At 61.1% G+C, this 20570-nt stretch carries 22 protein-coding genes; 19 read left to right on the top strand and 3 right to left on the bottom strand.

Annotation, left to right across the window (positions count from 1 at the left end):
- Positions 1–499: 499 nt before the first annotated feature.
- Positions 500–802 carry an XRE family transcriptional regulator gene (locus tag JG743_RS33810; protein WP_199200925.1) on the bottom strand — a complete coding sequence of 101 codons (303 nt, stop codon included), beginning with the start codon at positions 800–802 and terminating at the stop codon, positions 500–502.
- 38 nt (positions 803–840) lie between these two features.
- Between JG743_RS33810 and JG743_RS33805 the strand changes: the two genes are divergently transcribed.
- The 17 genes from JG743_RS33805 (at position 841) to cydB (ending at position 17145) form a co-directional block, all read left to right on the top strand.
- The gene (locus tag JG743_RS33805; protein WP_199200924.1) at positions 841–1653 is read left to right on the top strand and encodes a hypothetical protein; all 813 of its coding nucleotides are present in this window, start codon (positions 841–843) and stop codon (positions 1651–1653) included.
- 11 nt (positions 1654–1664) lie between these two features.
- Positions 1665–2363, top strand: coding sequence for a CBS domain-containing protein (locus tag JG743_RS33800; protein ID WP_244673254.1), 699 nt, complete (start codon positions 1665–1667; stop codon positions 2361–2363).
- 27 nt (positions 2364–2390) lie between these two features.
- Positions 2391–2795 (top strand): group III truncated hemoglobin, encoded by a 405-nt coding sequence (locus JG743_RS33795; RefSeq protein ID WP_202303215.1) that lies wholly within the window; start codon positions 2391–2393, stop codon positions 2793–2795.
- Positions 2792–3130 carry a ferredoxin FdxA gene (gene fdxA, locus JG743_RS33790; RefSeq protein ID WP_199201116.1) on the top strand — a complete coding sequence of 113 codons (339 nt, stop codon included), beginning with the start codon at positions 2792–2794 and terminating at the stop codon, positions 3128–3130. The genes JG743_RS33795 and fdxA overlap by 4 nt, the downstream gene beginning before the upstream one ends.
- 5 nt (positions 3131–3135) lie before the next feature.
- Positions 3136–5154: a hydantoinase/oxoprolinase N-terminal domain-containing protein gene (locus JG743_RS33785; RefSeq protein WP_199200922.1), complete on the top strand. Its 2019-nt coding sequence runs from the start codon at positions 3136–3138 to the stop codon at positions 5152–5154.
- A 550-nt stretch (positions 5155–5704) separates the two neighbouring features.
- On the top strand, positions 5705–6292 hold the full coding sequence (folE, locus tag JG743_RS33780) for a GTP cyclohydrolase I FolE (RefSeq protein ID WP_199201115.1): 588 nt from the start codon (positions 5705–5707) through the stop codon (positions 6290–6292).
- Positions 6293–6351: 59 nt separating this feature from the next.
- Positions 6352–7032: an RNA polymerase sigma factor gene (locus JG743_RS33775; protein WP_199200921.1), complete on the top strand. Its 681-nt coding sequence runs from the start codon at positions 6352–6354 to the stop codon at positions 7030–7032.
- Positions 7033–7147: 115 nt separating this feature from the next.
- The gene (locus tag JG743_RS33770; RefSeq protein WP_199201114.1) at positions 7148–7672 is read left to right on the top strand and encodes a DUF4142 domain-containing protein; all 525 of its coding nucleotides are present in this window, start codon (positions 7148–7150) and stop codon (positions 7670–7672) included.
- An 11-nt stretch (positions 7673–7683) separates the two neighbouring features.
- The gene (locus JG743_RS33765; RefSeq protein ID WP_244673253.1) at positions 7684–7995 is read left to right on the top strand and encodes a cupredoxin domain-containing protein; all 312 of its coding nucleotides are present in this window, start codon (positions 7684–7686) and stop codon (positions 7993–7995) included.
- Positions 7996–8055: 60 nt separating this feature from the next.
- Positions 8056–8670, top strand: a complete 615-nt coding sequence (locus JG743_RS33760; RefSeq protein WP_244673252.1) for a patatin-like phospholipase family protein — start codon at positions 8056–8058, stop codon at positions 8668–8670.
- Positions 8667–8900, top strand: a complete 234-nt coding sequence (locus JG743_RS34525) for a hypothetical protein (protein WP_244673251.1) — start codon at positions 8667–8669, stop codon at positions 8898–8900. The genes JG743_RS33760 and JG743_RS34525 overlap by 4 nt, the downstream gene beginning before the upstream one ends.
- 299 nt (positions 8901–9199) lie before the next feature.
- Entirely contained in the window at positions 9200–11047 is a 1848-nt protein-coding gene (locus JG743_RS33755) for an assimilatory sulfite reductase (NADPH) flavoprotein subunit (RefSeq protein ID WP_199200919.1), read from the top strand.
- A gap of 9 nt (positions 11048–11056) precedes the next feature.
- Positions 11057–12778 carry an NADPH-dependent assimilatory sulfite reductase hemoprotein subunit gene (locus tag JG743_RS33750; RefSeq protein ID WP_199200918.1) on the top strand — a complete coding sequence of 574 codons (1722 nt, stop codon included), beginning with the start codon at positions 11057–11059 and terminating at the stop codon, positions 12776–12778.
- A 30-nt stretch (positions 12779–12808) separates the two neighbouring features.
- Positions 12809–13441 (top strand): peroxiredoxin, encoded by a 633-nt coding sequence (locus JG743_RS33745; RefSeq protein ID WP_199200917.1) that lies wholly within the window; start codon positions 12809–12811, stop codon positions 13439–13441.
- Positions 13442–13479: 38 nt separating this feature from the next.
- On the top strand, positions 13480–14640 hold the full coding sequence (gene metB / locus JG743_RS33740; protein WP_199200916.1) for a cystathionine gamma-synthase: 1161 nt from the start codon (positions 13480–13482) through the stop codon (positions 14638–14640).
- 94 nt (positions 14641–14734) lie between these two features.
- Positions 14735–16138, top strand: coding sequence for a cytochrome ubiquinol oxidase subunit I (locus JG743_RS33735; protein WP_199200915.1), 1404 nt, complete (start codon positions 14735–14737; stop codon positions 16136–16138).
- Positions 16135–17145, top strand: a complete 1011-nt coding sequence (gene cydB, locus JG743_RS33730; protein WP_199200914.1) for a cytochrome d ubiquinol oxidase subunit II — start codon at positions 16135–16137, stop codon at positions 17143–17145. Before JG743_RS33735 ends, cydB begins: the two co-directional genes overlap by 4 nt.
- Before the next feature lie 128 nt (positions 17146–17273).
- Here the strand turns inward: cydB and JG743_RS33725 are convergent, their stop codons facing one another.
- The gene (locus JG743_RS33725) at positions 17274–17702 is read right to left on the bottom strand and encodes a MarR family winged helix-turn-helix transcriptional regulator (RefSeq protein WP_244673250.1); all 429 of its coding nucleotides are present in this window, start codon (positions 17700–17702) and stop codon (positions 17274–17276) included.
- 151 nt (positions 17703–17853) lie between these two features.
- Here JG743_RS33725 and JG743_RS33720 point away from each other — a divergent pair, with 151 nt between their 5' ends.
- Entirely contained in the window at positions 17854–19662 is a 1809-nt protein-coding gene (locus JG743_RS33720; protein ID WP_199200912.1) for a chloride channel protein, read from the top strand.
- Between the two features lie 191 nt (positions 19663–19853).
- Here JG743_RS33720 and JG743_RS33715 read toward each other — a convergent pair whose 3' ends face one another.
- Positions 19854–20099 (bottom strand): DUF982 domain-containing protein, encoded by a 246-nt coding sequence (locus JG743_RS33715; protein WP_199200911.1) that lies wholly within the window; start codon positions 20097–20099, stop codon positions 19854–19856.
- A gap of 203 nt (positions 20100–20302) precedes the next feature.
- Between JG743_RS33715 and JG743_RS33710 the strand changes: the two genes are divergently transcribed.
- A complete protein-coding gene (locus JG743_RS33710; RefSeq protein ID WP_202303213.1) occupies positions 20303–20569 on the top strand; it encodes a hypothetical protein in 267 nt (88 codons plus the stop codon).
- Position 20570: the final 1 nt, after the last annotated feature.

Genomic DNA, 20570 nt, shown 5'->3' with positions numbered 1-20570 from the left:
CGCGTGAGGACCACTCAGCTGGAGGCGGGAGCCGCCTGGACAGCTCGCTGACAACGATCAAGGGTTCGCCGCGCACGATATCCCTGTCGGGAGCGCCCGCTGCGGAGCCTCCGAGAAAGGTGGCGTTCGGCTGCTTCCGGCATGCCGTCAGCGGCACCTGTCGCCGCCAGATGTTATCCAATCGGTTTGACGCAGGCCTAGTCGCGGCGGGCGCTAAGCAAGGTGCCTATCACTAGCTCTCTTCCGGCCCTGTTTATCCCGGTCCCGCCCAGTCTTGCTTCCGCCAGTCCGAGAAAGACAAGGCGTTCGGCCAAGGCTTTCGATAGAGATGGGTAAGGTCCGCGGTTCATTCGCTTGAGTGCCGTTCGTTCCTCCTCGGTGAGATCGTCCCAGATAACCGTCATGAGGGCTTCCTTGCTTGTGCCCAGCTAAGCGGGGTCTGAATTGTCCAGCAGGGGGCTGTAAGCGTGAATCCATCGAGCTCCGAAGACCCTTGGGCCTATGGAACGGCATCTATACCGACAATGCCGCCTTCATTCTCAAGGACGCCGATCCGCTTGACTTCCGAGCGGTTGAGTTTCAGGCGAACGCCAATACCGCCGCCGTTCTCGGCGATGAAAACGGCGCCGGCGTTTTCAAGCGCGGTTTGCAACGTGTCGCGGACATCCCGGTCGGGAAGGCTGATCCGACGCTCGAATTCTTCGATGACCAACGCATCCACGCCTGAATTGCCGGCGAGCTTATCACGGGTCCATTCGACCAGCGCGCGAGCGGCACGGCATTGAGCACCAGTGATCATCATAAAATCTCCTGCTACCGTATTCGGCCCGAAATCACCGCATGCTGAAAGCCAGGACACTTCGGGTGCGGCGGCTCATCCAATCAAAAGTACATATCGAATCCGAAAAGGGAAGGGCTGCGCCCCCCGCCGCAATCGAAATCCTGATGCAAAATAATTGTGCTAAAGCGGCAATAAATTTCGTTTGTCCTGCATGTAAGGACGAGGCAAGCTCCGTCGCAGCGAAATTTACAGGATCGGGTGCCAGCCAGCAGGTCTCAACGCCAGGGGGAGCTCTTGGCGATATCGCGCGAAGGGCACCCTTGGGCTCGGCGATGATGATAATGGACAGGCTTGAACACGATTTCGGCAGGATACTTTCCGGCCCGGACATTCAGCGCCATGTGGTCGGTCGAATGGTATCTGCCAACCGCCTCGACGTAGATGACCGCGTCCCAATCGCTCCTCCTGATGACAACGCTCTTAAAACACGGCTCCGTGAGGAACTGCTCCTGCAAGCACGGAGCCGGCTGCCGATCACCTATGCAAGACTGGCCGAGAGTATGGTTGGTTCGGACGCAACAGGGGTGATCCGGGATGCACTCGAACAACTGATGGACGACGATGCGGACGAGGGCCTGCCATTGCTTGCTGCTGTTGCGGTGAAGGCGCTCGAACCTGGTTTGCCCGCTCCCTGGTTTTTCCGGAAAGCCGAGGGCATGGGGCTGTTCGCTGGGGATCCGGCCGATCTGGAAGCCTATGCTTTCCATGCAAGGGAGTTCTATCGCGCGATCCGCCTCCATGCTGGCCTGTCACACGACGGGCAAGGCTCGGGAAAGGCCTTGCCGGCGGTCCTGCCGTCAACAGACAGGTGAAGGAGAACGAAATGCTGATCGCCAAGGACGTCATGACGTCACCGGTCATCGCGGTTGGGCCGCACAGTACGGTTGATGAGGTTGCCGATGCCCTTCTGTCGCACGGGATCAGCGCCGTGCCGGTGATTGATAGAGGTGCGCTGCTGGGCATCGTTAGTGAAGGAGACCTGATCCGCCGGGCAGAGATCGGCACCGCCCCGCAACATCGTTCCTGGTGGCTTCGGCTTTTCGCCAACAACGCCGCTCTTGCAGAAGGCTATGTCAAGTCTCATTCCGAGCATGTGACCGACGTCATGACAAAGCAGGTTGCGACTGTGGTCGAGAGTACGCCAGTCGTCGAGATCGCAACCCTGCTTGAACACAATCGGATCAAGCGTGTTCCGGTGCTGCGCGACGGACAGGTGGTGGGGATCGTCAGCCGTGCGAATCTGGTGCAGGCCCTGGTCGTCGCCAGGAAAGGTTGGCGCGCTCCGGTCTCGCATGACGACAGCAGCATCAGGCTGGAGATTATTGACGCCTTGCAATCCGAATCATGGCCCTCGACCGGACGTTCGGACGTGACCGTGACCAACGGCGTGGTTACCTTCTGGGGAGCTTACCTGTCCGAGCAGGAGCGGAAAGCAACGCTCATTCTGGCTGAAAACACCGCTGGCGTGCGGGCTATCGATGATCACCGCATTCCCCTCGATATGACCTACATCGTGGTCTGAAGGGCCGGATGAGCGCTGGATCAGAGTATGCCCTTGACACAGACAGCCCCGATTTCCGAAGAGCAGAGCCGACTGCTCGTTGACTCCTTCTACGGCAAGATCCGTGCCGACGCAGATCTCGGACCGATTCTCGAGCGCGCCGTTGCCGAAGATCGGGAAACGGGTCTGGCGAAGATGTACGATTTCTGGTCCTCGGTCATGCTGACAACCGGGTACTACAAGGGAAGTCTCGTCGCGGTCCGCAAGCACATGGGTGGGTTGGAAATCGGTCTGCTCGACCGGTGCCTCGCCTTGTTTGGCGACAGTTGCGACGAATTGCTTGACAGCGAGGCTGCGGGGCTCTGTTGGCTGAAGGCGGCCCACCTCGCCGAAAGCCTGAAGCTGACCTTGTTCTATCGTCCCGACCCGGCATGGCTGAGACACGCCGCATGACGTTCGTGATCACCGACAATTGCATCAGATGCAAATACATGGACTGCGTGGAAGTCTGTCCCGTGGACTGTTTCTACGAGGGTGAGAACATGCTCGTCATCCATCCCGATGAATGCATCGACTGTGGCGTCTGCGAACCCGAATGCTCCGCGAAGGCCATTTTTCCCGGCACCGCGCCTGGTCTCGACGATTGGCTCGCGCTGAATGCTGAGTACGCGCCTGTGTGGCCTAATATTGCGATCAGGCGTGATCCGCCCGCCGACGCCAAGGGGTTCGACGGCGAGGCAAACAAGCTCGCGAAATATTTCTCTCCGGAACCCGGGCTGGGTGACTGATCAAAATGAACGCATATGGGCACCAGCCGTCACCTCTGTATCTGGGCATCGATACCGGCGGCACGTACACCGATGCCGTGCTGTGGTCGGAATCCAGCGGCATCGTGGCCAAGGCCAAATCGCTGACCACGCGGCACGATCTTGCCGAGGGCATCGCCGGCGCGGTCGACGCTGTTTTGTCCGAGGCTGCCATCGCATCCAGCGCGATCAAACTTGTCTCGATGTCGACCACCCTTGCAACTAACGCTCTCGTCGAAGGTCAGGGCGGACGGGTCGCTCTTGTGATGATCGGCTTCACTGAAGCCGATCTTGCCCTGAACGAATTGTCAAAAGCTCTTGGCGCCGATCCCGTGATTCTTTGCCCGGGCGGACATGACGCCCACGGCGAGCCGCGTCAGCTGGTTCTGGACGCTCTCGTTGCAGCCTTGCCGTCTCTCGCCGACACGGTTTCAGGCGTCGCCGTGGCCTCCTATTTTGCGGTTCGCAATCCTGAACATGAGATCTTGGCACGTGACGTCATCCGCGAGCGCACCGGGCTTCCGGTGACCTGTTCGCACGAACTGTCGTCGAAACTCGGCGGCCCGCGTCGGGCGCTGACCACGCTTCTCAATGCGCGACTGATCTCGATGATCGATCGCCTTGTCGACGCCACCGAGGGCTTTCTGACAAGACGCGGGATCGTCGCTCCGCTCATGGTCGTGCGCGGCGACGGCGCGCTTATCGCCGCTGAATTCGCTCGCGCCCGGCCGATCGAGACCATCCTGTCAGGACCAGCGGCAAGCCTGGTGGGGGCCCGGTACATGACCGGCATCGATGACGCAGTGGTGTCCGACATCGGCGGCACCACCACCGACATCGCCGTTCTGGACGGCGGCCGCCTGCGGCTCGATCCGGAAGGCGCTACCGTTGGCGGAATGCGAACCATGGTGGAAGCCGTCGCCATGCGCACCTTTGGCCTCGGTGGAGATTCGGAAGTCTCGCTCCATGAGCGGTCGCTGACTTCGACGATCGTCCTAGGCCCCCGTCGGCTCGTGCCGCTGGCGCTGGCCGCGGTGAAGCAAGACGATGCCATATACAAAGGCCTCAAGCGGCAATTGCTCAGCCCTAACACCAGCCGGCTGGACGGCCGCTTTGCATTGCGCACAGGAGTGCCCGAGCGTCTGGCTGCGGGCCTAACAGTTACCGAGGCGCGGCTCTATGCTGACATTTCGGCAATTCCCGCCGCGCTTGATCGGCTGCTCGTATCGACGTCACAGGTCGCGACACTCAATCGCCTGGTCGCGCGCGGTCTGGTGCATATCGCGGGCTTCACGCCATCCGATGCGGCCCATGTGCTCGGTCGGCAGGACAACTGGGATCCTGTCGCGGCTCGACTGGGCGCCGAATTGTTCGCACGCAAGCGTGACGGCCAGGGGCATCATGTCGCCAAAGGCCCAGAAGCTTTTTCCGAGATGGTTCTTGCCGCGGTGACCCGGCGTTCGGGCGAAGCCATTCTTGAAACAGTCTTTGCCGAGGACGGGCTGGATGGCGACGTCTCCATTGCCAACCCGCTGGTTCAGCGGGCGGTTGGCCGGCGAGGCGGCATGGCGCAGTTGTCGATCGCACTCGACCGGCCGGTGATCGGCCTCGGCGCTTCGGCATCGCTTCACTACGCGGGGCTGCCGCCGATCATCGGCAATGCGTGCAAGATCGCCGAACATGCCGACGTCGCCAATGCGCTAGGCGCGGTGGTCGGGCAGGTACGGATGTCGGCAGAAGCCCGCGTTAGCCAGCCGGAGATCGGGCTTTTTCGTCTCAATTCCGGCCTGCGGCTGGACGACTTTGACACCGAGGACGAAGCAATGGCCGCCGCCGAAGCCCACATTCGCGCCTTGGCGGCAGGTCTCGCCGAGCGCGCCGGGACCGATCAGGCACGGATCGAGATCTCACGGGACATACGGGTTGCCACAATCGAGGGCGAGCGCAGTTTCGTCGAAGCCATCGTCGTCGCGACAGCCACCGGGCGGCCGCGGATCGCGTCTTGACGTGGACCAGGGCCGCGCCGCGCGTCACGCGCACCGAGCGCTTGCCGGTACGAAGACCAATGCAGGCCTGGTGCCAGAAACAGCGAACCATGCAGCCAATTACGACTCAGCACGCCAGCGGTGCGCCGCAGTGGGTACATGTGCCGTCGACCGCCAGCATATCGTCGCCGACGCGTACCAGGACCACCAGCCAACCGGCGGCATGGGCATTATCGCGATTGCCACGATGAACACATCAAGAGCGAGGTCGGGGTCGGCTTCCACGGACTGTTGCGATACCATCTTGGTTCTCCTTCACGATCCCGACGGCTTACGTTGACCGTGCGCCGGACATGAAATTGGATGCAGCGCTTTTCGAAAGGTTCCCTTGGTTCGCCATGGGTGGGGACTTCCTCCCTGTGTCGTGCCTACCAGGAACCAATCCTCGCTAGGCGCATCCAATGGTTCGAACGTGGAACTGGAGAGACAGATGGACCTGCATTCGCAAATTCTGGACGGCACCGAAGACGGCGTGCCGGCCGCCGCCCAGGGAAATTCAGCGGGAAACGGCATGCCCAGGACAGTCGGACGCGCTCGCCCGACGCGCTTCGATGCAGAGGCCGCGGTCAGGACGCTGATCTCATGGGCCGGCGACGATCCGGCCCGGCCCGGGCTTGTCGATACTCCTGCGCGTGTCGTGCGTGCCTATGAAGAGTGGTTTGCCGGCTATCGGCAAGATCCTGCGGTGATGCTCGAACGGACGTTCGATGAGATCGGCGGTTATGACCAGGCGGTCGAACTGCACGACATTGCGTTTCACTCTTTCTGCGAACACCACATGGCAGCAATCCGCGGCAAAGCGTACATCGCCTACATGCCCGTCAACCGAGTGGTGGGTATCTCCAAATTGGCAAGGGTTGTCGAAGCCTGCGCCCGCCGCCTGCAGATACAGGAGCGGCTCACGGATGACATCGCTCGCGCCATCGAGGATGCCCTGCAGCCGGGTGGAGTGGCTGTCGTGCTTGTCGCCGAGCATGGCTGCATGACATCGCGCGGCGTCCACGCGCACGGCACGCGCATGGTCACCAAACGCATGCTTGGTGCTTTCGACACGAACGTCGATCTCAGGCGTGAATTCCTGTCGTCGATTCCGGTGTGACGAATTTCCGGGAACCCTTGTTGTCGAGACCCATCTATTGAAGGGCAAGGAGACTGCTCATGTCGTACGTTCGACGAGACGCGACCGAAATCATCGCTGCCTCTAGCGACCTGGAATTGGCACGGCGGGCCGTGGCGCGCGACGGCGCCGCCTTCCGCACCATCATCAAGACGCATAACCAGCGGCTTTACCGCATCGCCCGCGGCGTGGTGCGCAACGACGCCGAGGCCGAGGACATTGTCCAGGAGGCCTATGTCAGGGCCTTCGCCCATCTCGAGAGTTTTCGCGGCGATGCCTCGCTCGGCACATGGCTGTCGCGCATCGTCATCAACGAAGCGCTCGGCCGGTTGCGCAAAAGACGGCGAACGGTGGCGATGCCCGAGAACTCGCAGGCCGAGATCATCCCGTTCCCTCTCAACCCCAGCGACGATCCGGAGCGGACCATGGCGCAACGGCAGATCCTCCAACTAGTGGAACGGGCAACCGACAGCCTTCCCGATGTCTACCGGATGGTATTCGTGGCGCGGGTGATCGAGGGCCTGAGCATTGAAGAGACTTCAGAACTGCTCGGCGTGCGGCCACAAACCGTCAAGACAAGACTGCACCGCGCCCGCGCCCTGCTACGCAAGGCGCTGGATGACCAGATCGGGCCAGTGCTGCTCGAGGCCTTCCCCTTCGCCGGTCGGCGCTGCGAGCGGCTGACAGCTGCCGTGATGAAGCGGCTCGGCCTGGAAGGCTGACCCTCGTCAGATTCAGCTGATTTTAGCGGGAACGTTTGCCGCCGCCCCGCATCCAATGACCGTCAACCAAGAAAAACTGGCCGGCGCGCTTCCCGCGTCCGGAGAAGGAGATTTCATGCTTATTCGTCACACAGCTACCCTGGCCACGCTGCTTCTGCTCGGCACTGCCCCGCTCGCACAAGCTGCCGACAAACCGACCGACCCGCAGATCGCCCACATCGCCTACACAGCCGGCGTGATCGATGTCGAGGCGGCCAAGCAAGCGCTGAAGAAGTCGAAGAACAAGGAGGTGCTCGCCTTCGCCAAGGACATGGTGCGCGACCACGAGGCGGTGAATGTGCAGGCGCTCGACCTGGTCAAGAAACTCAAGGTGACGCCGGAAGACAACGCGACCAGCAAGGCGCTGACCAAAGCTGCCGCGGAGGAGCGAGCCAAACTCGCCAAGCTCAAAGGTGCGGCCTTCGACAAGGCTTACGTCGACAACGAGGTTGCCTATCACAAACAGGTCGACAGTGCTCTCGAAACGCTGCTCATCCCGTCGGCCAGCAATGCCGAGTTGAAAAGCCTGCTGGAGACCGGCCTGAAGATATTCCAGGGCCATGAGCAGCATGCCGAACACGTCGCCAGTATGCTGAAATGAGGCCGGCGCTGATGGTACCGAAACGTCATCTTTGGATTGCACTGGCGCTGACAGTCATTGCCGCGCCGGTGAAGGCCGAAACCATCCAGGTCACTATCGACAAGCTGGTGTTCTCGCCGGCGACGGTCGAGGCGAAGGTTGGCGACACGATCGAGTGGGTCAACAAGGACATGTTCGCCCACACGGCCACGGTGAAGGGCGGCTGGGAGGTGATGATCCCGCCGAAAAAGTCCGCAAGCATGACATTGAAGGCTGCGGGAGCGATCGACTATTTCTGCCGCTTCCACCCCAACATGAAAGGCCACATCGCTGTGGCACCGTAGCTGGAGCATGGGATCGCGGCAGGCGCCGCGATCCCACAATTTGGGAGGTGCATCGTGCCCATGGAGGTTGCACCAGCAAAGACCGCGTTTGTCCTTGCGGGCGGCGGCAGCTTCGGCGCCATTCAGGTTGGCATGCTGCGTTCGCTCGCGCGCCGCGGTATTGCGGCTGATATGGTTGTCGGTTCGAGCGTTGGCGCACTGAACGGGGCCTACTATGCCGGCGATCCCACGATTGAAGGGAATCCGGCGGCTGGAGGGGATCTGGCGCGGATTGCGCCGGCGCGACGTCTTTCCGGGTTCATGTACCGCCGCGATTTTCTGGTGACGTCGGACGGGCTGCGCCAACTCGTCAATCGGAACTTGCCTTACCTCAACCTGGAAGACGCGCCGATCCCGATACACATCGTGACGACTGATATTCTGACAGGTCGAACAGTCGTGTTGTCGAAAGGCTCGGCCGCGCAGGCCATCATCGCCAGCGCAGCTATTCCGGCGGCCTTCGCCCCGGTGCAGCATGGCGATCTCTATCTTGCCGATGGCGCCGTATCGAGCAACACACCAGTCAAGGTGGCGGTAGCACAAGGTGCACAGCGCCTAGTCGTTCTGCCCACCGGCTCGCCTGTGCCCTCGACAAGCCTCCTGTGGGAGCGGTCGCGAACGCGCTGCACGCATTGACGCTGCTTGTCGCGCGGCAATTGTGGAGCGAACTGGAGGGACTGGACGGCAGCATCGATTTTTTCGTCCTGCCGCCGCTCTGCCCGCTGGTCGGGTCGCCCCATGACTTCTCCCAGACAAGCGATCTGATCGAGAGGGCCGCAAGGAGCACCGAGGCTTGGATCGCCGCGGGCGGTCTCGACCGACCGGGTGTCCTTGCGCAGCTAGGCACGCACAAACACGCAAGTTAGGCGCGTGCGCCATCTCAACACAGCAAAAACTGGAATCGGTCAGACGCATTTTTCGACCACGGAAGGCATCGTTTTTAGAAGGAACGATACGTGATCGAAAGAACCGCAGGATGGGCGTTTCAACAGTCATTTGCAGCAAAATTCTTGCATCAATCTAACAATAGCATTCGTTTGTCTTGGCCAAAACTCAGATGCAATGGTCGCGCCTGGCAGCCGGCAGAGCTCTCAGATGCGAGCTCCGCCACGCTCCCTAATCAGGCAAAAAGCACAGCCGGGACTGTGCCGAAGGAAGTGATCAGATGACGGCATTCGAGTTTCCGGGCCCAGGCTTTACGGCCGAGCAATGGGAACGGATTAACGCCCTGACGATCTCGCTGAAGCCTGGACAAGGGCTCTGGATCAGCGGCTACTTCGCCGGGATCGATCACGGCGCGCGCTCACTGCTCGCAGACATTGCTTCTCCATCACCATCTGACCACTCTGTGTCGGTCGCGCCGCCAGCGATTTCCTCGCGATCGCTGACGATCTTGTTCGGCAGTGAGACTGGCAACAGCTGCACTCTCGGCAAGGCACTCGGGGAAGCCGTCCGCAGGCAAGGACTTGAGCCAATCCTGATCGACATGGCTGACTACAAGCCGCGCAAGCTCAAGGACGAGCAGGACATCCTGATCGTCACCAGTACCCATGGCGAGGGCGATCCACCGCTTTCAGGCATGGGCTTCTTCGAATTCGTCGAGAGCCGAAAGGCGCCGCGCCTTGAAGGCGTGCGCTATGGCGTGCTTGCACTTGGTGATTCCACCTATGAACACTATTGCGAAGCGGGCAAGCGACTCGATCGGCGACTGGCCGAACTTGGCGCGTCGCGACTGCAGGACCGGGTCGATTGCGACGTTGATTATGAAGACGAGGCCGCTGGCTGGATCGCGACCGCCGTCGCCAATCTCGCGCCAGCCGCTTGCGGACCAGGTTTGCAAAACAGGGCGGCTAGTCCTGCAAACGCTTTTTGCGTGGCAGTAGTTGAAGCGCCGACATTCGACAAGCGCACGCCATTCCCAGCAGCCATCATCGACAATCTTGTACTCACCGGACGCGGATCGTCCAAGGAAACGCGACATATCGAACTGTCGCTGGCTGGCTCGGGACTCTCATTCGAGCCGGGTGACGCACTTGGTGTCATGGCACGCAACGATCCGGCCCTGGTCGAAACGCTGTTGGATAAGCTGTCCATGGGCGCCGATGCAAGCTTGTCCGTCAAGGGGCTCACGACCACGCTCGGTGTCGCGCTGACCGAGCACCTGGAAATTACCGCCGCCACGCCGCGTTTCCTCGACCAATGGGCAGAACTCACAGGCGCAAGCAAGCTTCAGGAATTGCTTGGCGAGCACCAGTTTCAGGCTCGCGCTGCGTTTCTGCGCAGCCATCACGTCATCGACATCGTCCGCGAATTCCCGGTTCCGGGCATCGATGCGCAAACCTTTGCCGCAGGCTTGCGGCCTTTGCAGCCGCGGCTCTATTCGATCGCATCGAGTCCTTCCGCCGTGCCCGATGAAGCGCATCTGACGATCGCCACGGTGCGCTATGATCTGCATGGCCAGCCGCGCGCAGGCGTCGCTTCTGGCCAATTCGCCGAACGTGGCGCACCGGACACGACAATACCGGTCTATGTCCAGGCCAACCCGCATTTCCGTCTGCCGGACGGTGACGTTCCCATCATCATGATCGGGGCAGGCACCGGCGTCGCACCCTACCGTGCATTCCTGCAGGAACGCGAAGCGCAAGGAGCCGCGGGTAAATCCTGGCTCGTTTTCGGCGAGCGCAATTTCAGCAGCGATTTCCTCTACCAGACCGAATGGCAGGGTTTTCTGAAGGATGGTGTGCTGAGCCGGATGAATGTCGCCTTCTCTCGCGACAGTGTCACCAAGACTTATGTCCAGCATCGACTCACCGAACACGCGCGCGATGTCTATACGTGGTTGGAGGAGGGCGCGCATGTCTATGTCTGCGGCGACGGCACACATCTCGCCCCCGACGTGCACGTCGCTCTTGTTGGTGTGGTGCAACAGCAGCGGGCATGCGGCAAGGCCGAAGCCGTCGACTATCTCGGCGCCCTGCAGCGCGACCACCGCTACCAGATCGACGTCTATTGAGGTCCGCGCATGACAGTGCACCAGTCAAACACGGACCGCGGCCGAGACCTCTCGCAGCCGCTGGAAAAGCTCGGCCCCGACGAGAGGATGAAGGCTAACAGCGATCAGCTGCGTGGCACCATAGCGGCGGGCCTCGTCGAAGAGCTCACCGCCGCCGTGCCCGGTGATGACATCAAGCTGATGAAGTTTCACGGTCTCTACCAGCAAGACGACCGCGACATCCGCGACGAACGCCGTCGGCAAAAGCTTGAGCCGGCCTACACCTTCATGGCCCGGATCCGCCTGCCAGGCGGGGTCTGCAGTCCCAGCCAATGGCTGAAGCTGGACGAACTTGGGCGCGCTTATGCAGGCGAGACGCTGCGGCTGACAACGCGTCAAACGTTCCAGCTGCATCGCGTCAAGAAGCAGAATCTGCGTGCGACCATGCAAGGTCTGCGCGATGTGCTTCTGGACACCAAAGCTGCCTGCGGCGACGATTCCCGTGGCGTCATGTGTTCGGTCAATCCTCAGCTCTCCACATTGCACGCCGAGGTCTATGCGCTGGCCAAGCGCGCCAGTGATCACGCCATTCCCAAGACCGGCGCATATCGCGAGATCTGGTATGGCGAGGAGCGGACAGAGGTTTCAGGCCCGGAGGAGCCGCTCTACGGCCGCACCTACATGCCGCGGAAATTCAAGATCGGCTTCGTCATACCGCCAATCAACGACATCGATGTCTACGCGCAGGATCTGGGCTTCATCGCCATAACCGCCAACGGCAAGCTTGAAGGCTTCAACATTGCCATTGGCGGCGGCATGGGCCGCACCGACCAGGCACCCAAAACCTATCCAAGGCTGGCCGACGTGATCGGCTTTGTCGGCACCGGCAAGGTGCTGGAGGTCTGCGACGCGGTCATGCAGGTGCAACGCGACTATGGAGATCGGGTCGATCGTGGCCGCGCGCGCTTCAAATACACCGTGGACGACAAGGGCCTCGACTGGATCAGGGCTGAGATCGAGGCACGCCTGGCCTTTCCACTGGCGCCCGCCCGGTCGTATGAGTTCACTTCGAATGGCGACCCGATTGGATGGACGCGCGGCGAAGACGGGCGCGAACACTGCACCTTGTTCATCGAGAACGGCCGCGTCGTCGACACGGTCATGGATGGCCTGCGAGCAGTCGCCCGTATCCATCAGGGCACATTCCGGATCACGCCCAACCAGAACCTGATCATCGCCGATATCGCGCCAGATGCGCGGCCCGGCATCGAAAGCCTGATGCGGGAATTCGAACTCGACCTCCTCAACAAGGCAAGCGGGTTGCGGCTAAACTCGATGGCGTGCGTAGCGCTGCCGACCTGCGGTCTCGCCATGGCCGAAAGCGAGCGCTATCTGCCGGACCTCATCGGCAGGATCGATGCCATCCTGGCTGAACATGGTCTGACGCAAGAGCCGATCACCATTCGCATGACCGGCTGCCCAAATGGCTGCGCGCGGCCCTATATCGCGGAAATCGCCCTGACCGGCCGCGCGCCCGGCAAGTACAACCTCTATCTCGGCGGCGGCTTTCACGGTCAGCGTCTGAACAAGATGGTTCTCGAAAATGTCGGCGAAGCCGCCATTCTGGAGATGCTCGGCAAGGTGATCGCGAAATTCGCGAAAGACCGCCTGCCGGACGAGCGTTTCGGCGACTTCGCCATCCGTGCCGGATATGTCGCGGAGGTGAGGGAAGGCCGGCATTTCAACGACTGATGATTCAAGATCGAAAAGGAAGGACAAGACATGTCATTGCAACTGGGCCAGATTGCCCCGGACTTCGAGCAGCAAAGCACGCAGGGCAAAATTCGCTTCCATGAATGGCTCGGCAATTCGTGGGGCATCTTCTTCAGCCATCCGAAGAATTTCACTCCGGTCTGCACCACCGAACTGGCCGAGGTTGCTCGCCTCAAGCCGGAATGGGACAAACGTGGCGTCAAGCCGCTCGGTCTCTCGGTCGACGATGTGAAGGCGCACAATCTCTGGGAAAAAGACATCGAGGAGACGCAAGGGCATGCACCCAATTTCCCGATGCTTGCCGATACCGACAAGAAGGTTGCCAACCTCTATGGGATGATCCACGCCGAGACGGATCCCAATGTGACAGTGCGCGCTGTCTACGTCATCGATCCAAACAAGAAGATTCGTCTCAGCCTGACCTATCCGCCGAGTGCGGGCCGCAATTTTTCCGAAATCCTGCGCGCCATCGACAGCCTGCAACTGACGGACAACCAGAAGGTCTCGACGCCGGTGAACTGGGAGCCGGGCCAGCCGGTCATCATTTCGCCAAGTCTCACCGACGAGCAGGCGAAGGAGCGTTTCCCTCAGGGTTGGAAGGAACTGCGCCCTTATCTGCGCATGGTCCAACTGCCGAACTGATTTCCGCCCACCGCCGCCTTTAGTGCGAGACGTTCTAGATGACAAAGCCCAAAGATCCACGGACCATTGCGGCGGCAAACGGCATTGCTGCCGACCGTGGCTTCGGCGCGGTCACGCCGCCGGTTTATCTTTCGAGCACCTTCGTTTTTCCGGACTATGACCAGGCGGGGCGTTACGAATATACGCGGGCCGGCAATCCGAGCCGCGACATGCTGGCCGATACATTGGCCAGGCTGGAAGGCGGCGCCGGCGCGATCGTCACCTCCTCCGGCATGGCGGCGGTCGATCTCGTGCTGGGGCAGTTGAGACGAGACGATCTCGTCGTTGCGCCGCATGATTGCTACGGGGGCACCTACCGGCTGCTTTCAATTCGCCGTGACAAAGGGCATTTCGATGTAATCTTCGTTGATCAGGGCGATGCAGCGGCTTTATCGGCAGTGTTGCTGAGGAAGCCGGCCCTCATCTTGATCGAGACGCCCAGCAACCCGCTGATGCGCGTCGTCGACATCCGCTCGATCGCTTCTCAGGCAAAGGCCGTCGGCGCGAAGGTTGCCGTGGACAACACCTTCCTGTCGCCTGCTCTACAGCGGCCGATCGCGCTGGGCGCGGATTTTGTCGTCCATTCGACCACAAAATACCTGAATGGCCATTCCGATGTGGTAGGTGGCGCCGTCGTCGCGACGCAAGAGAGCGATGCGGACGCACTCGCCGAATGGGCCAAGATCACCGGCGTGTCAGGTGCGCCGTTCGATGCCTACCTGACGCTAAGGGGCCTCCGCACGCTGTTCCCGCGTATCGAGCGGCAGCAAGCCAGCGCGGCGGCAGTGGCCGTTTTCCTGCAAAAGCAGCCGCAAGTCAGCGCCGTCCACTATCCGGGTCTTGAATCCCATCCCGGCCATGCAATCGCCAAGGCTCAGCAAGCCGGGTTCGGAGCGATGCTGAGCTTCGAACTGGCTGGAGGCGTGGAGGCGGTTCGGCGCTTCGTCGAAGCGGTCGAAGTTATCACGCTGGCCGAGTCTCTCGGCGGCGTCGAAAGCCTTGTTGCCCATCCGGCTACCATGACCCATGCCGGAATGGGCGCCGAGGCCCGAAAGGTCGCCGGAATAAGCGACAGCCTTCTGAGGCTATCGGTCGGCCTCGAAGCGGAGACTGATCTGATCGCCGACCTTGAGCTAGCGCTTTCCAAAGCCGCTAGTTAGGAGGGGCCGATCTACTGGGAGAAGAGGTGGTTAAAAAACGGCGCTATCGACACCGTCGCTAGTTGCTATAGCTTTTCGTTTGGAGAGACGAGTGATGGACTTCGATCCTGTATTCCTGTCGCGATTGCAATTCGCCTGGGTCATCGGCTGGCACATCCTGTTGCCGGCCATCACCGTGGGATTGGCCGCGTTCATCGCGATGCTGGAAGGCCTCAATTTTTTCACCGGGAAGGACATCTATCTCCGCATCTCGACGTTCTGGATCAAGATATTCTCCATTGCTTTCGGCATGGGCGTCGTCACCGGGGTTGTCATGCCTTTCCAGTTCGGCACGAACTGGAGCCGCTTTTCCGACGCGACCGCAAATGTGCTTTCCCCGCTTTTCGCCTATGAGGGCCTGACGGCGTTTTTCCTGGAGGCGGCCTTCCTCGGCGTCCTTCTTTTCGGACGGCAACTGGTGCCGCGCTGGGCGCATTTCGTTGCCGCGCTAATGGTGGCGCTCGGCACTTTGCTGTCTTCCTTCTGGATCCTGTCGGCCAACAGCTGGATGCAGACTCCGGCCGGCTACGAGATCATCGATGGCCGTTTCTTCCCGACGGACTGGTTCAAGGTGGTCTTCAATCCTTCCTTTCCCTATCGGCTGGCGCATACCGTCGTCGCCTTCTTCGTCACGACAGGTTTCGTCGTCATGGGCGTCGGCGCCTATTTGATGCGTCGCGGGCGGTCCGTTGAGGAAGGCCAAACGATGCTGTCGATGACGCTCTGGCTGCTGACCGTGCTGGTCCCGCTGCAGATGTTCATCGGCGACCAGCACGGTCTGAATACGCGCGAACACCAGCCGGCCAAGCTCGCCGCGATCGAAGCGCGCTGGGAAACTGCCCGACAAGTGCCGCTTACCCTTTTCGCCATTCCGGACGACAAAGCCGAGCGCAACCTCTTTGCCATAGACCTTCCATGGCTTGGCAGCCTCGTCCTCACCCATGAGCTTGACGGCGAGGTTAAGGGCCTCAAGGACTTTCCGGCTGATCAGCGTCCGCCCGTCGCGATCCCCTTCTTCGCCTTCCGGATCATGGTCGGTTGCGGCATCCTGATGCTTGGCCTCGTCCTTGTCGGCGGATGGCTTCGCTGGCGCAGCCGGCTGGACGCCTCGCCGGCCTTTCTCGCGATCACCCAGATCGCGGCGCCCATCGGCTTCGTGGCGGTCATCGCAGGCTGGATCACCACCGAGGTCGGGCGTCAGCCCTGGACAGTATACGGCCTTCTGCGCACGGCGGACTCAGTGACACCTTCATTGACAAGCTTTGATGTGACGCTCTCGCTGATCGGCTACGTCGCGGTCTATCTCATCATCTATCCTGCGGGCCTCTTCCTCATGCTGCGCATTGTGCGCAAAGGCCCGGCAATTGCTGCCGAGATAGATGTGGAGATCGAGGGAGGACGGCCCGGGGCGCCGGTCCGCGCCGGAGCCGTCGAACTTCGAGAGGGAGAAGTGCGATGACCCAGGTCCTCGATTTCGTGCCAATCTGGACGCTGATCCTCGGCATGGCGGTGTTCTTCTACGTGCTTCTGGACGGTTTCGATCTTGGCGTCGGCATGCTTTACGGCTTCGCGCCCGACACTGCGTCCCGCAACACGATCATGAACTCGATCGCGCCGATCTGGGACGGCAACGAGACCTGGCTTGTGCTGGGCGGCCTCGGGCTTCTGGCGGCGTTTCCGCTTGCCTTCGCCATCATCATCCCGGCGGTGTATTTTCCGGTCCTGGTCATGCTGCTGGCGCTGGTGTTCCGCGGCGTGGCGTTCGAGTTCCGGTTCCGCGACGCTGAGCACAAGACCTTCTGGGATCATGGTTTCTGCTATGGCTCAGCTGTGGCCACCTTTGCTCAAGGGGTCGTGCTTGGCGCCTTCATCCAGGGTTTTGAGGTCACCGGCAGGCAGTTTTCCGGAGGTTCCTTCGATTTTCTGACACCATTCTCGCTATTGACAGGTATCGCCCTGTTGTTCGGCTACGGCCTTCTGGGCGCCGGCTGGCTGATCCTCAAGACCGAGGGGGAGGTTCAGGCGGCGGCGCGACGCCACGGCCGCATGTGCCTTGTTGGCGTCCTCGTCGGTATTGGCGTGGTCAGCATTTGGACCCCGTTCATGAGCCAGGCCATCGCCGCGCGCTGGTTCGCTTGGCCCAACATTCTGTATTTGGCACCGGTACCTGTTGCGACTGCGGCCGTCGCCTTCTTCACCTGGCGGGTACTGGGCAGTGCAAGTGAGACGAAGCCTTTCGTCGGCGCCATCGGCCTCTTTGTGCTTTCCTATGTTGGGATCGCCATCAGCCTCTTCCCGATGATCGTTCCCTACCATTTCACGCTTTGGGAATCGGCCTCTTCAGAACGCACCCAGGCTTTCCTGCTCGTGGGCACTCTTGTGCTGTTGCCCGTGATCCTGATGTACACCGGCTGGTCGTATTGGGTGTTCCGCGGCAAAGTTCGCGCTGACGTTGGTTACCATTGAATAGGTTTTGTTTTTCGGACGCAGACCGGCTCAGCTGCCTCCTTATTGCATGGCATCTAACTGGCTCGTGCAAGAGGCTGCGTGCCGCGATGAGCCAATGCCAATGAATTCGACCCAAACTGTCCGGATCATTTGTCGCCACGAAGCAGCAAGCGTCTCAGCATCGGCTCTATCCGCGAAAGCTCGTCGAGATGCGCGGCCGAAAGGTCGGCCAGGTGGTCGTCGGCACGCACGGTCAACTGTAGCAGTACACGGCGGTGGTCATCCTTGTCCTGATCCCTTGCGACCAGCCCTGCCTCGCCAAGGCGGTTGACCAGTTCGACGGCGCTGTGGTGGCGGATACGCAGGCGCTCGGCCAGGTCGCCAACCGTCACCGGGCCGCCGCCCGGGAACCCCTTGATTGCCAGCAGTGCCTGATGCTGGCGCGGGGTCAGCCCGGCATCGTGTGCCTGGACCTGGCTGAATTCGAGGAAGCGGCGGATCAGGTAGCGAAACTCCGACAGCCGCTGGTAGTCGGCCTGGCTGATGGCGGGGCGTGGTTTTTGCGGATGCGTCATTTTTGACACTTGTTCCATTCCGATCGGCTTTAGCAAGAACGGCCTTGTCTATTTATATCGTATTACGATACATAACGAACCGACAAGCATGCCGTGTCCCGGCGACACAGTCATCCGGCACATGCGATGCGTCCGCAGAATGAGAGCAGCAATGAAACTTGATCACGCCAACCCCAGCCATCTCCGAGATTTTACGACCGATGCAAGGGTGCTGCTGGTCGCCGCCATTGCGGTGGTGGTGGCGACGGCGGGGCTGTTTGCCGGCATCGCGCTCTTGAAGCTGATCCGGCTCGCCACCAACATCGCCTATTTTGGCCAGTTCACTCTCGCCGATCTGAAACTCGAAGACACGCCACTCGGCTATGCCTCAGTCCTCGTGCCGGTGATCGGCGCGCTGCTCATCGGCCTGATGGCGCGCTTCGGCAGTGAGAAGATCCGCGGCCACGGCATTCCCGAAGCCATAGAGGCGATCCTGCTCGGGCGGTCAAAACTCGACGCCAAGGTGGCGATCCTGAAGCCGCTGTCGTCGGCGATCTCGATCGGCTCCGGCGGTCCCTTCGGCGCCGAAGGCCCGATCATCATGACGGGCGGCGCGATCGGCTCGCTGATCGCGCAGATGCTGCCGGTGAGCGATAATGAACGCAAGACGCTGTTGGTGGCAGGTGCGGCGGCCGGCATGACCACCGTCTTCGGCACACCGATTGCCGCAATCATGCTGGCGGTGGAACTGCTGCTCTTCGAATGGACGCCGCGCTCCTTCATTCCCGTGGCGGTCGCGGCGATCATCGCCGAAGTGGAGCGCACCGTGCTGCATCTACCCGGACCGATCTTCCCGTTCCAGGGCGGCATGGAAGTGTCCTTCATCGGCCTTACCGGCTGGATCTCGATCGGCGTTGCGGCCGGCCTGTTGTCGGGGCTGCTGACGCAGATGGTCTATGCCTGCGAGGACGGCTTCCAGAGGCTGCCCATCCACTGGATGTGGTGGCCGATGTTAGGCGGCCTGGTGGTGGGCATAGGCGGGCTGATCGAGCCGCGGGCGCTCGGCGTCGGCTATGACAACATCGCCGACATGCTGGACGGCCGCACGCTCGCCACCGCCGCATTCATCCTGCTGGTGGTCAAGGCCATCATCTGGTCGGTGGCGCTTGGTTCGGGAACGTCCGGGGGCGTGCTGGCGCCGCTGCTGATCATGGGTGGGGCGATGGGAGCAGTGCTCGCCGGCGTTCTGCCTGCGGCGGACCCGGGCTTCTGGGCGCTGCTGGCAATGGCCGCCACCATGGGCGGCACGATGCGGGCGCCGCTGACCGCGACCTTCTTCGCCGTCGAGTTGACCGGCAACACGCATGTGCTGGTGCCGCTGATAGCGGCCTGTGCGGCAGCGCACGCCGTCACCGTGCTCTTGCTGAAGCGTTCGATCCTGACCGAGAAGATCGCCAGAAGGGGACACCATCTGGTTCGCGAATATCGCGTCGATCCCTTTGCCTTGACCAGGGTGCGGGAGGTCATGACCTCAGAGGTCGAGAGTGTGCCAGCGACGATGACGCTGCATGGCGCCGCAGCATTCCTGACCGCCCCGGAGACGCAGCATCCGAGCTTCCCAGTGGTGAACGAAGACGGGCATGTACTTGGCCTCATCGACCCCCCGGCGATCCTACGTTGGAGACGTGCCGGCACCCATCGCACCACGACGCTTGGCGCGTTGCTGGCCGGCAGCAAGGTGACGCTCGCCTATCCGGATGAGTATCTCGAGGGCCTTTCCGACAAACTGCTGCTGGCCAACGTCTCCCATCTGCCCGTCGTCACCCGTGAAGGTTCGCAGCTGGTCGGCTATGTCGGCTGGAAGGATCTGATGCGCGTGCGGTCGAGGAAACAGGCCGAGGAGCGCGAACGTTCGACCTTGCTTGGCTTCGGCACCCGCCTTAGAAAACAGGATGGCGCTGAACAAGACCGCGTTGGTTGAACACGCACTAGATGCAAGCTTTCTCGACACGCGATCGATCTGCCTCGCCACCAATTACGCGGCTCTCAATCGCGATACGGTATTGTTTATCCTTGAGGGACTTTCAAAGGGCCGAGTGACCGGAAACCTTCCTACCGACAAATGGGAAACCTTGGAGGCCGAACGAGGAATCCGCCGCACAATCTGTAATCTCATTCAACCAAAATATGCGCCTCCCGGGCAGCTTCGACAAAAACTTCTCTTGCGACATCGGCGGAAACGCCACCGTTTATGGCCTGCCGGCAAGCTCTCAACGCGGACCGATGTTTTTGACTTCCTGCATCGCGCCAATTGCCTCCAAGCAAATCTATCGCTTGTTGAGCGTTCAAGAGATTGCGAATGTCTCCGCCAATGCCGGTGGTGACCGACACCGGCTTGGAAAACCACGCTTCGGACATGATGGAACCTCAGATAAATCGTACTGAACAAAACGCACGTGTCGCCGAACGGTTTCGTTGAACAGCTATCACCGTTGTGTGAGTAGGTGTGGACGGGATCGCCCGAGACAAATTGCATTGTCTACCGAACGTGTCACACCGATCATGTCGCTTGGCGAGCGCCTCTCGGAGTCCATCATGTTCGCCCCGTTTTTGGCCGTCATGTGCCAGACCTGTCAACGCAACTGCCGAAGGCCGCACGCCGCAAGGCCTTGGCTATCGAGGCAGCCCTGCTCGGCCAACCTATCAGTATCGCCGTGCGGCCATTGGTCGAGCATGATCCGCCACAGTCAGTTGGTCCGGCCTTCGATTTTGATTGCGACGCGAACAAATTGGTTGCTCTGTTCTACCCGGAGGCTGCTGAAATTCGCTCGGCCATCAGAGCATTTTGCGACTGGATCCCCGATCGTATCAAAGCCGAGCGTTCTTGAG

Origin of the sequence: Mesorhizobium sp. 131-2-1, from assembly GCF_016756535.1 — a bacterium.
Classification (GTDB): Bacteria; Pseudomonadota; Alphaproteobacteria; order Rhizobiales; family Rhizobiaceae; genus Mesorhizobium.
Note: the sequence above shows the minus strand (reverse complement) of the source record. Positions and strands in the feature narration are given on the sequence as shown.

Coding starts and splice junctions, on each gene's coding strand:
- JG743_RS33800 (WP_244673254.1), top strand. CDS start 1,665: ATGCTGATCGCCAAGGACGTCATGACGTCACCGGTCATCGCGGTTGGG.
- fdxA (WP_199201116.1), top strand. CDS start 2,792: ATGACGTTCGTGATCACCGACAATTGCATCAGATGCAAATACATGGAC.
- JG743_RS33745 (WP_199200917.1), top strand. CDS start 12,809: ATGTCATTGCAACTGGGCCAGATTGCCCCGGACTTCGAGCAGCAAAGC.
- JG743_RS33725 (WP_244673250.1), bottom strand. CDS start 17,702: ATGACGCATCCGCAAAAACCACGCCCCGCCATCAGCCAGGCCGACTAC.
- JG743_RS33805 (WP_199200924.1), top strand. CDS start 841: ATGCTGAAAGCCAGGACACTTCGGGTGCGGCGGCTCATCCAATCAAAA.
- cydB (WP_199200914.1), top strand. CDS start 16,135: ATGACCCAGGTCCTCGATTTCGTGCCAATCTGGACGCTGATCCTCGGC.
- JG743_RS33770 (WP_199201114.1), top strand. CDS start 7,148: ATGCTTATTCGTCACACAGCTACCCTGGCCACGCTGCTTCTGCTCGGC.
- JG743_RS33785 (WP_199200922.1), top strand. CDS start 3,136: ATGAACGCATATGGGCACCAGCCGTCACCTCTGTATCTGGGCATCGAT.
- JG743_RS33760 (WP_244673252.1), top strand. CDS start 8,056: ATGGAGGTTGCACCAGCAAAGACCGCGTTTGTCCTTGCGGGCGGCGGC.
- JG743_RS33765 (WP_244673253.1), top strand. CDS start 7,684: ATGGTACCGAAACGTCATCTTTGGATTGCACTGGCGCTGACAGTCATT.
- metB (WP_199200916.1), top strand. CDS start 13,480: ATGACAAAGCCCAAAGATCCACGGACCATTGCGGCGGCAAACGGCATT.
- JG743_RS33715 (WP_199200911.1), bottom strand. CDS start 20,099: ATGTCCGAAGCGTGGTTTTCCAAGCCGGTGTCGGTCACCACCGGCATT.
- JG743_RS33720 (WP_199200912.1), top strand. CDS start 17,854: ATGAAACTTGATCACGCCAACCCCAGCCATCTCCGAGATTTTACGACC.
- folE (WP_199201115.1), top strand. CDS start 5,705: ATGCCCAGGACAGTCGGACGCGCTCGCCCGACGCGCTTCGATGCAGAG.
- JG743_RS33775 (WP_199200921.1), top strand. CDS start 6,352: ATGTCGTACGTTCGACGAGACGCGACCGAAATCATCGCTGCCTCTAGC.
- JG743_RS33755 (WP_199200919.1), top strand. CDS start 9,200: ATGACGGCATTCGAGTTTCCGGGCCCAGGCTTTACGGCCGAGCAATGG.
- JG743_RS33750 (WP_199200918.1), top strand. CDS start 11,057: ATGACAGTGCACCAGTCAAACACGGACCGCGGCCGAGACCTCTCGCAG.
- JG743_RS33810 (WP_199200925.1), bottom strand. CDS start 802: ATGATGATCACTGGTGCTCAATGCCGTGCCGCTCGCGCGCTGGTCGAA.
- JG743_RS33795 (WP_202303215.1), top strand. CDS start 2,391: ATGCCCTTGACACAGACAGCCCCGATTTCCGAAGAGCAGAGCCGACTG.
- JG743_RS33735 (WP_199200915.1), top strand. CDS start 14,735: ATGGACTTCGATCCTGTATTCCTGTCGCGATTGCAATTCGCCTGGGTC.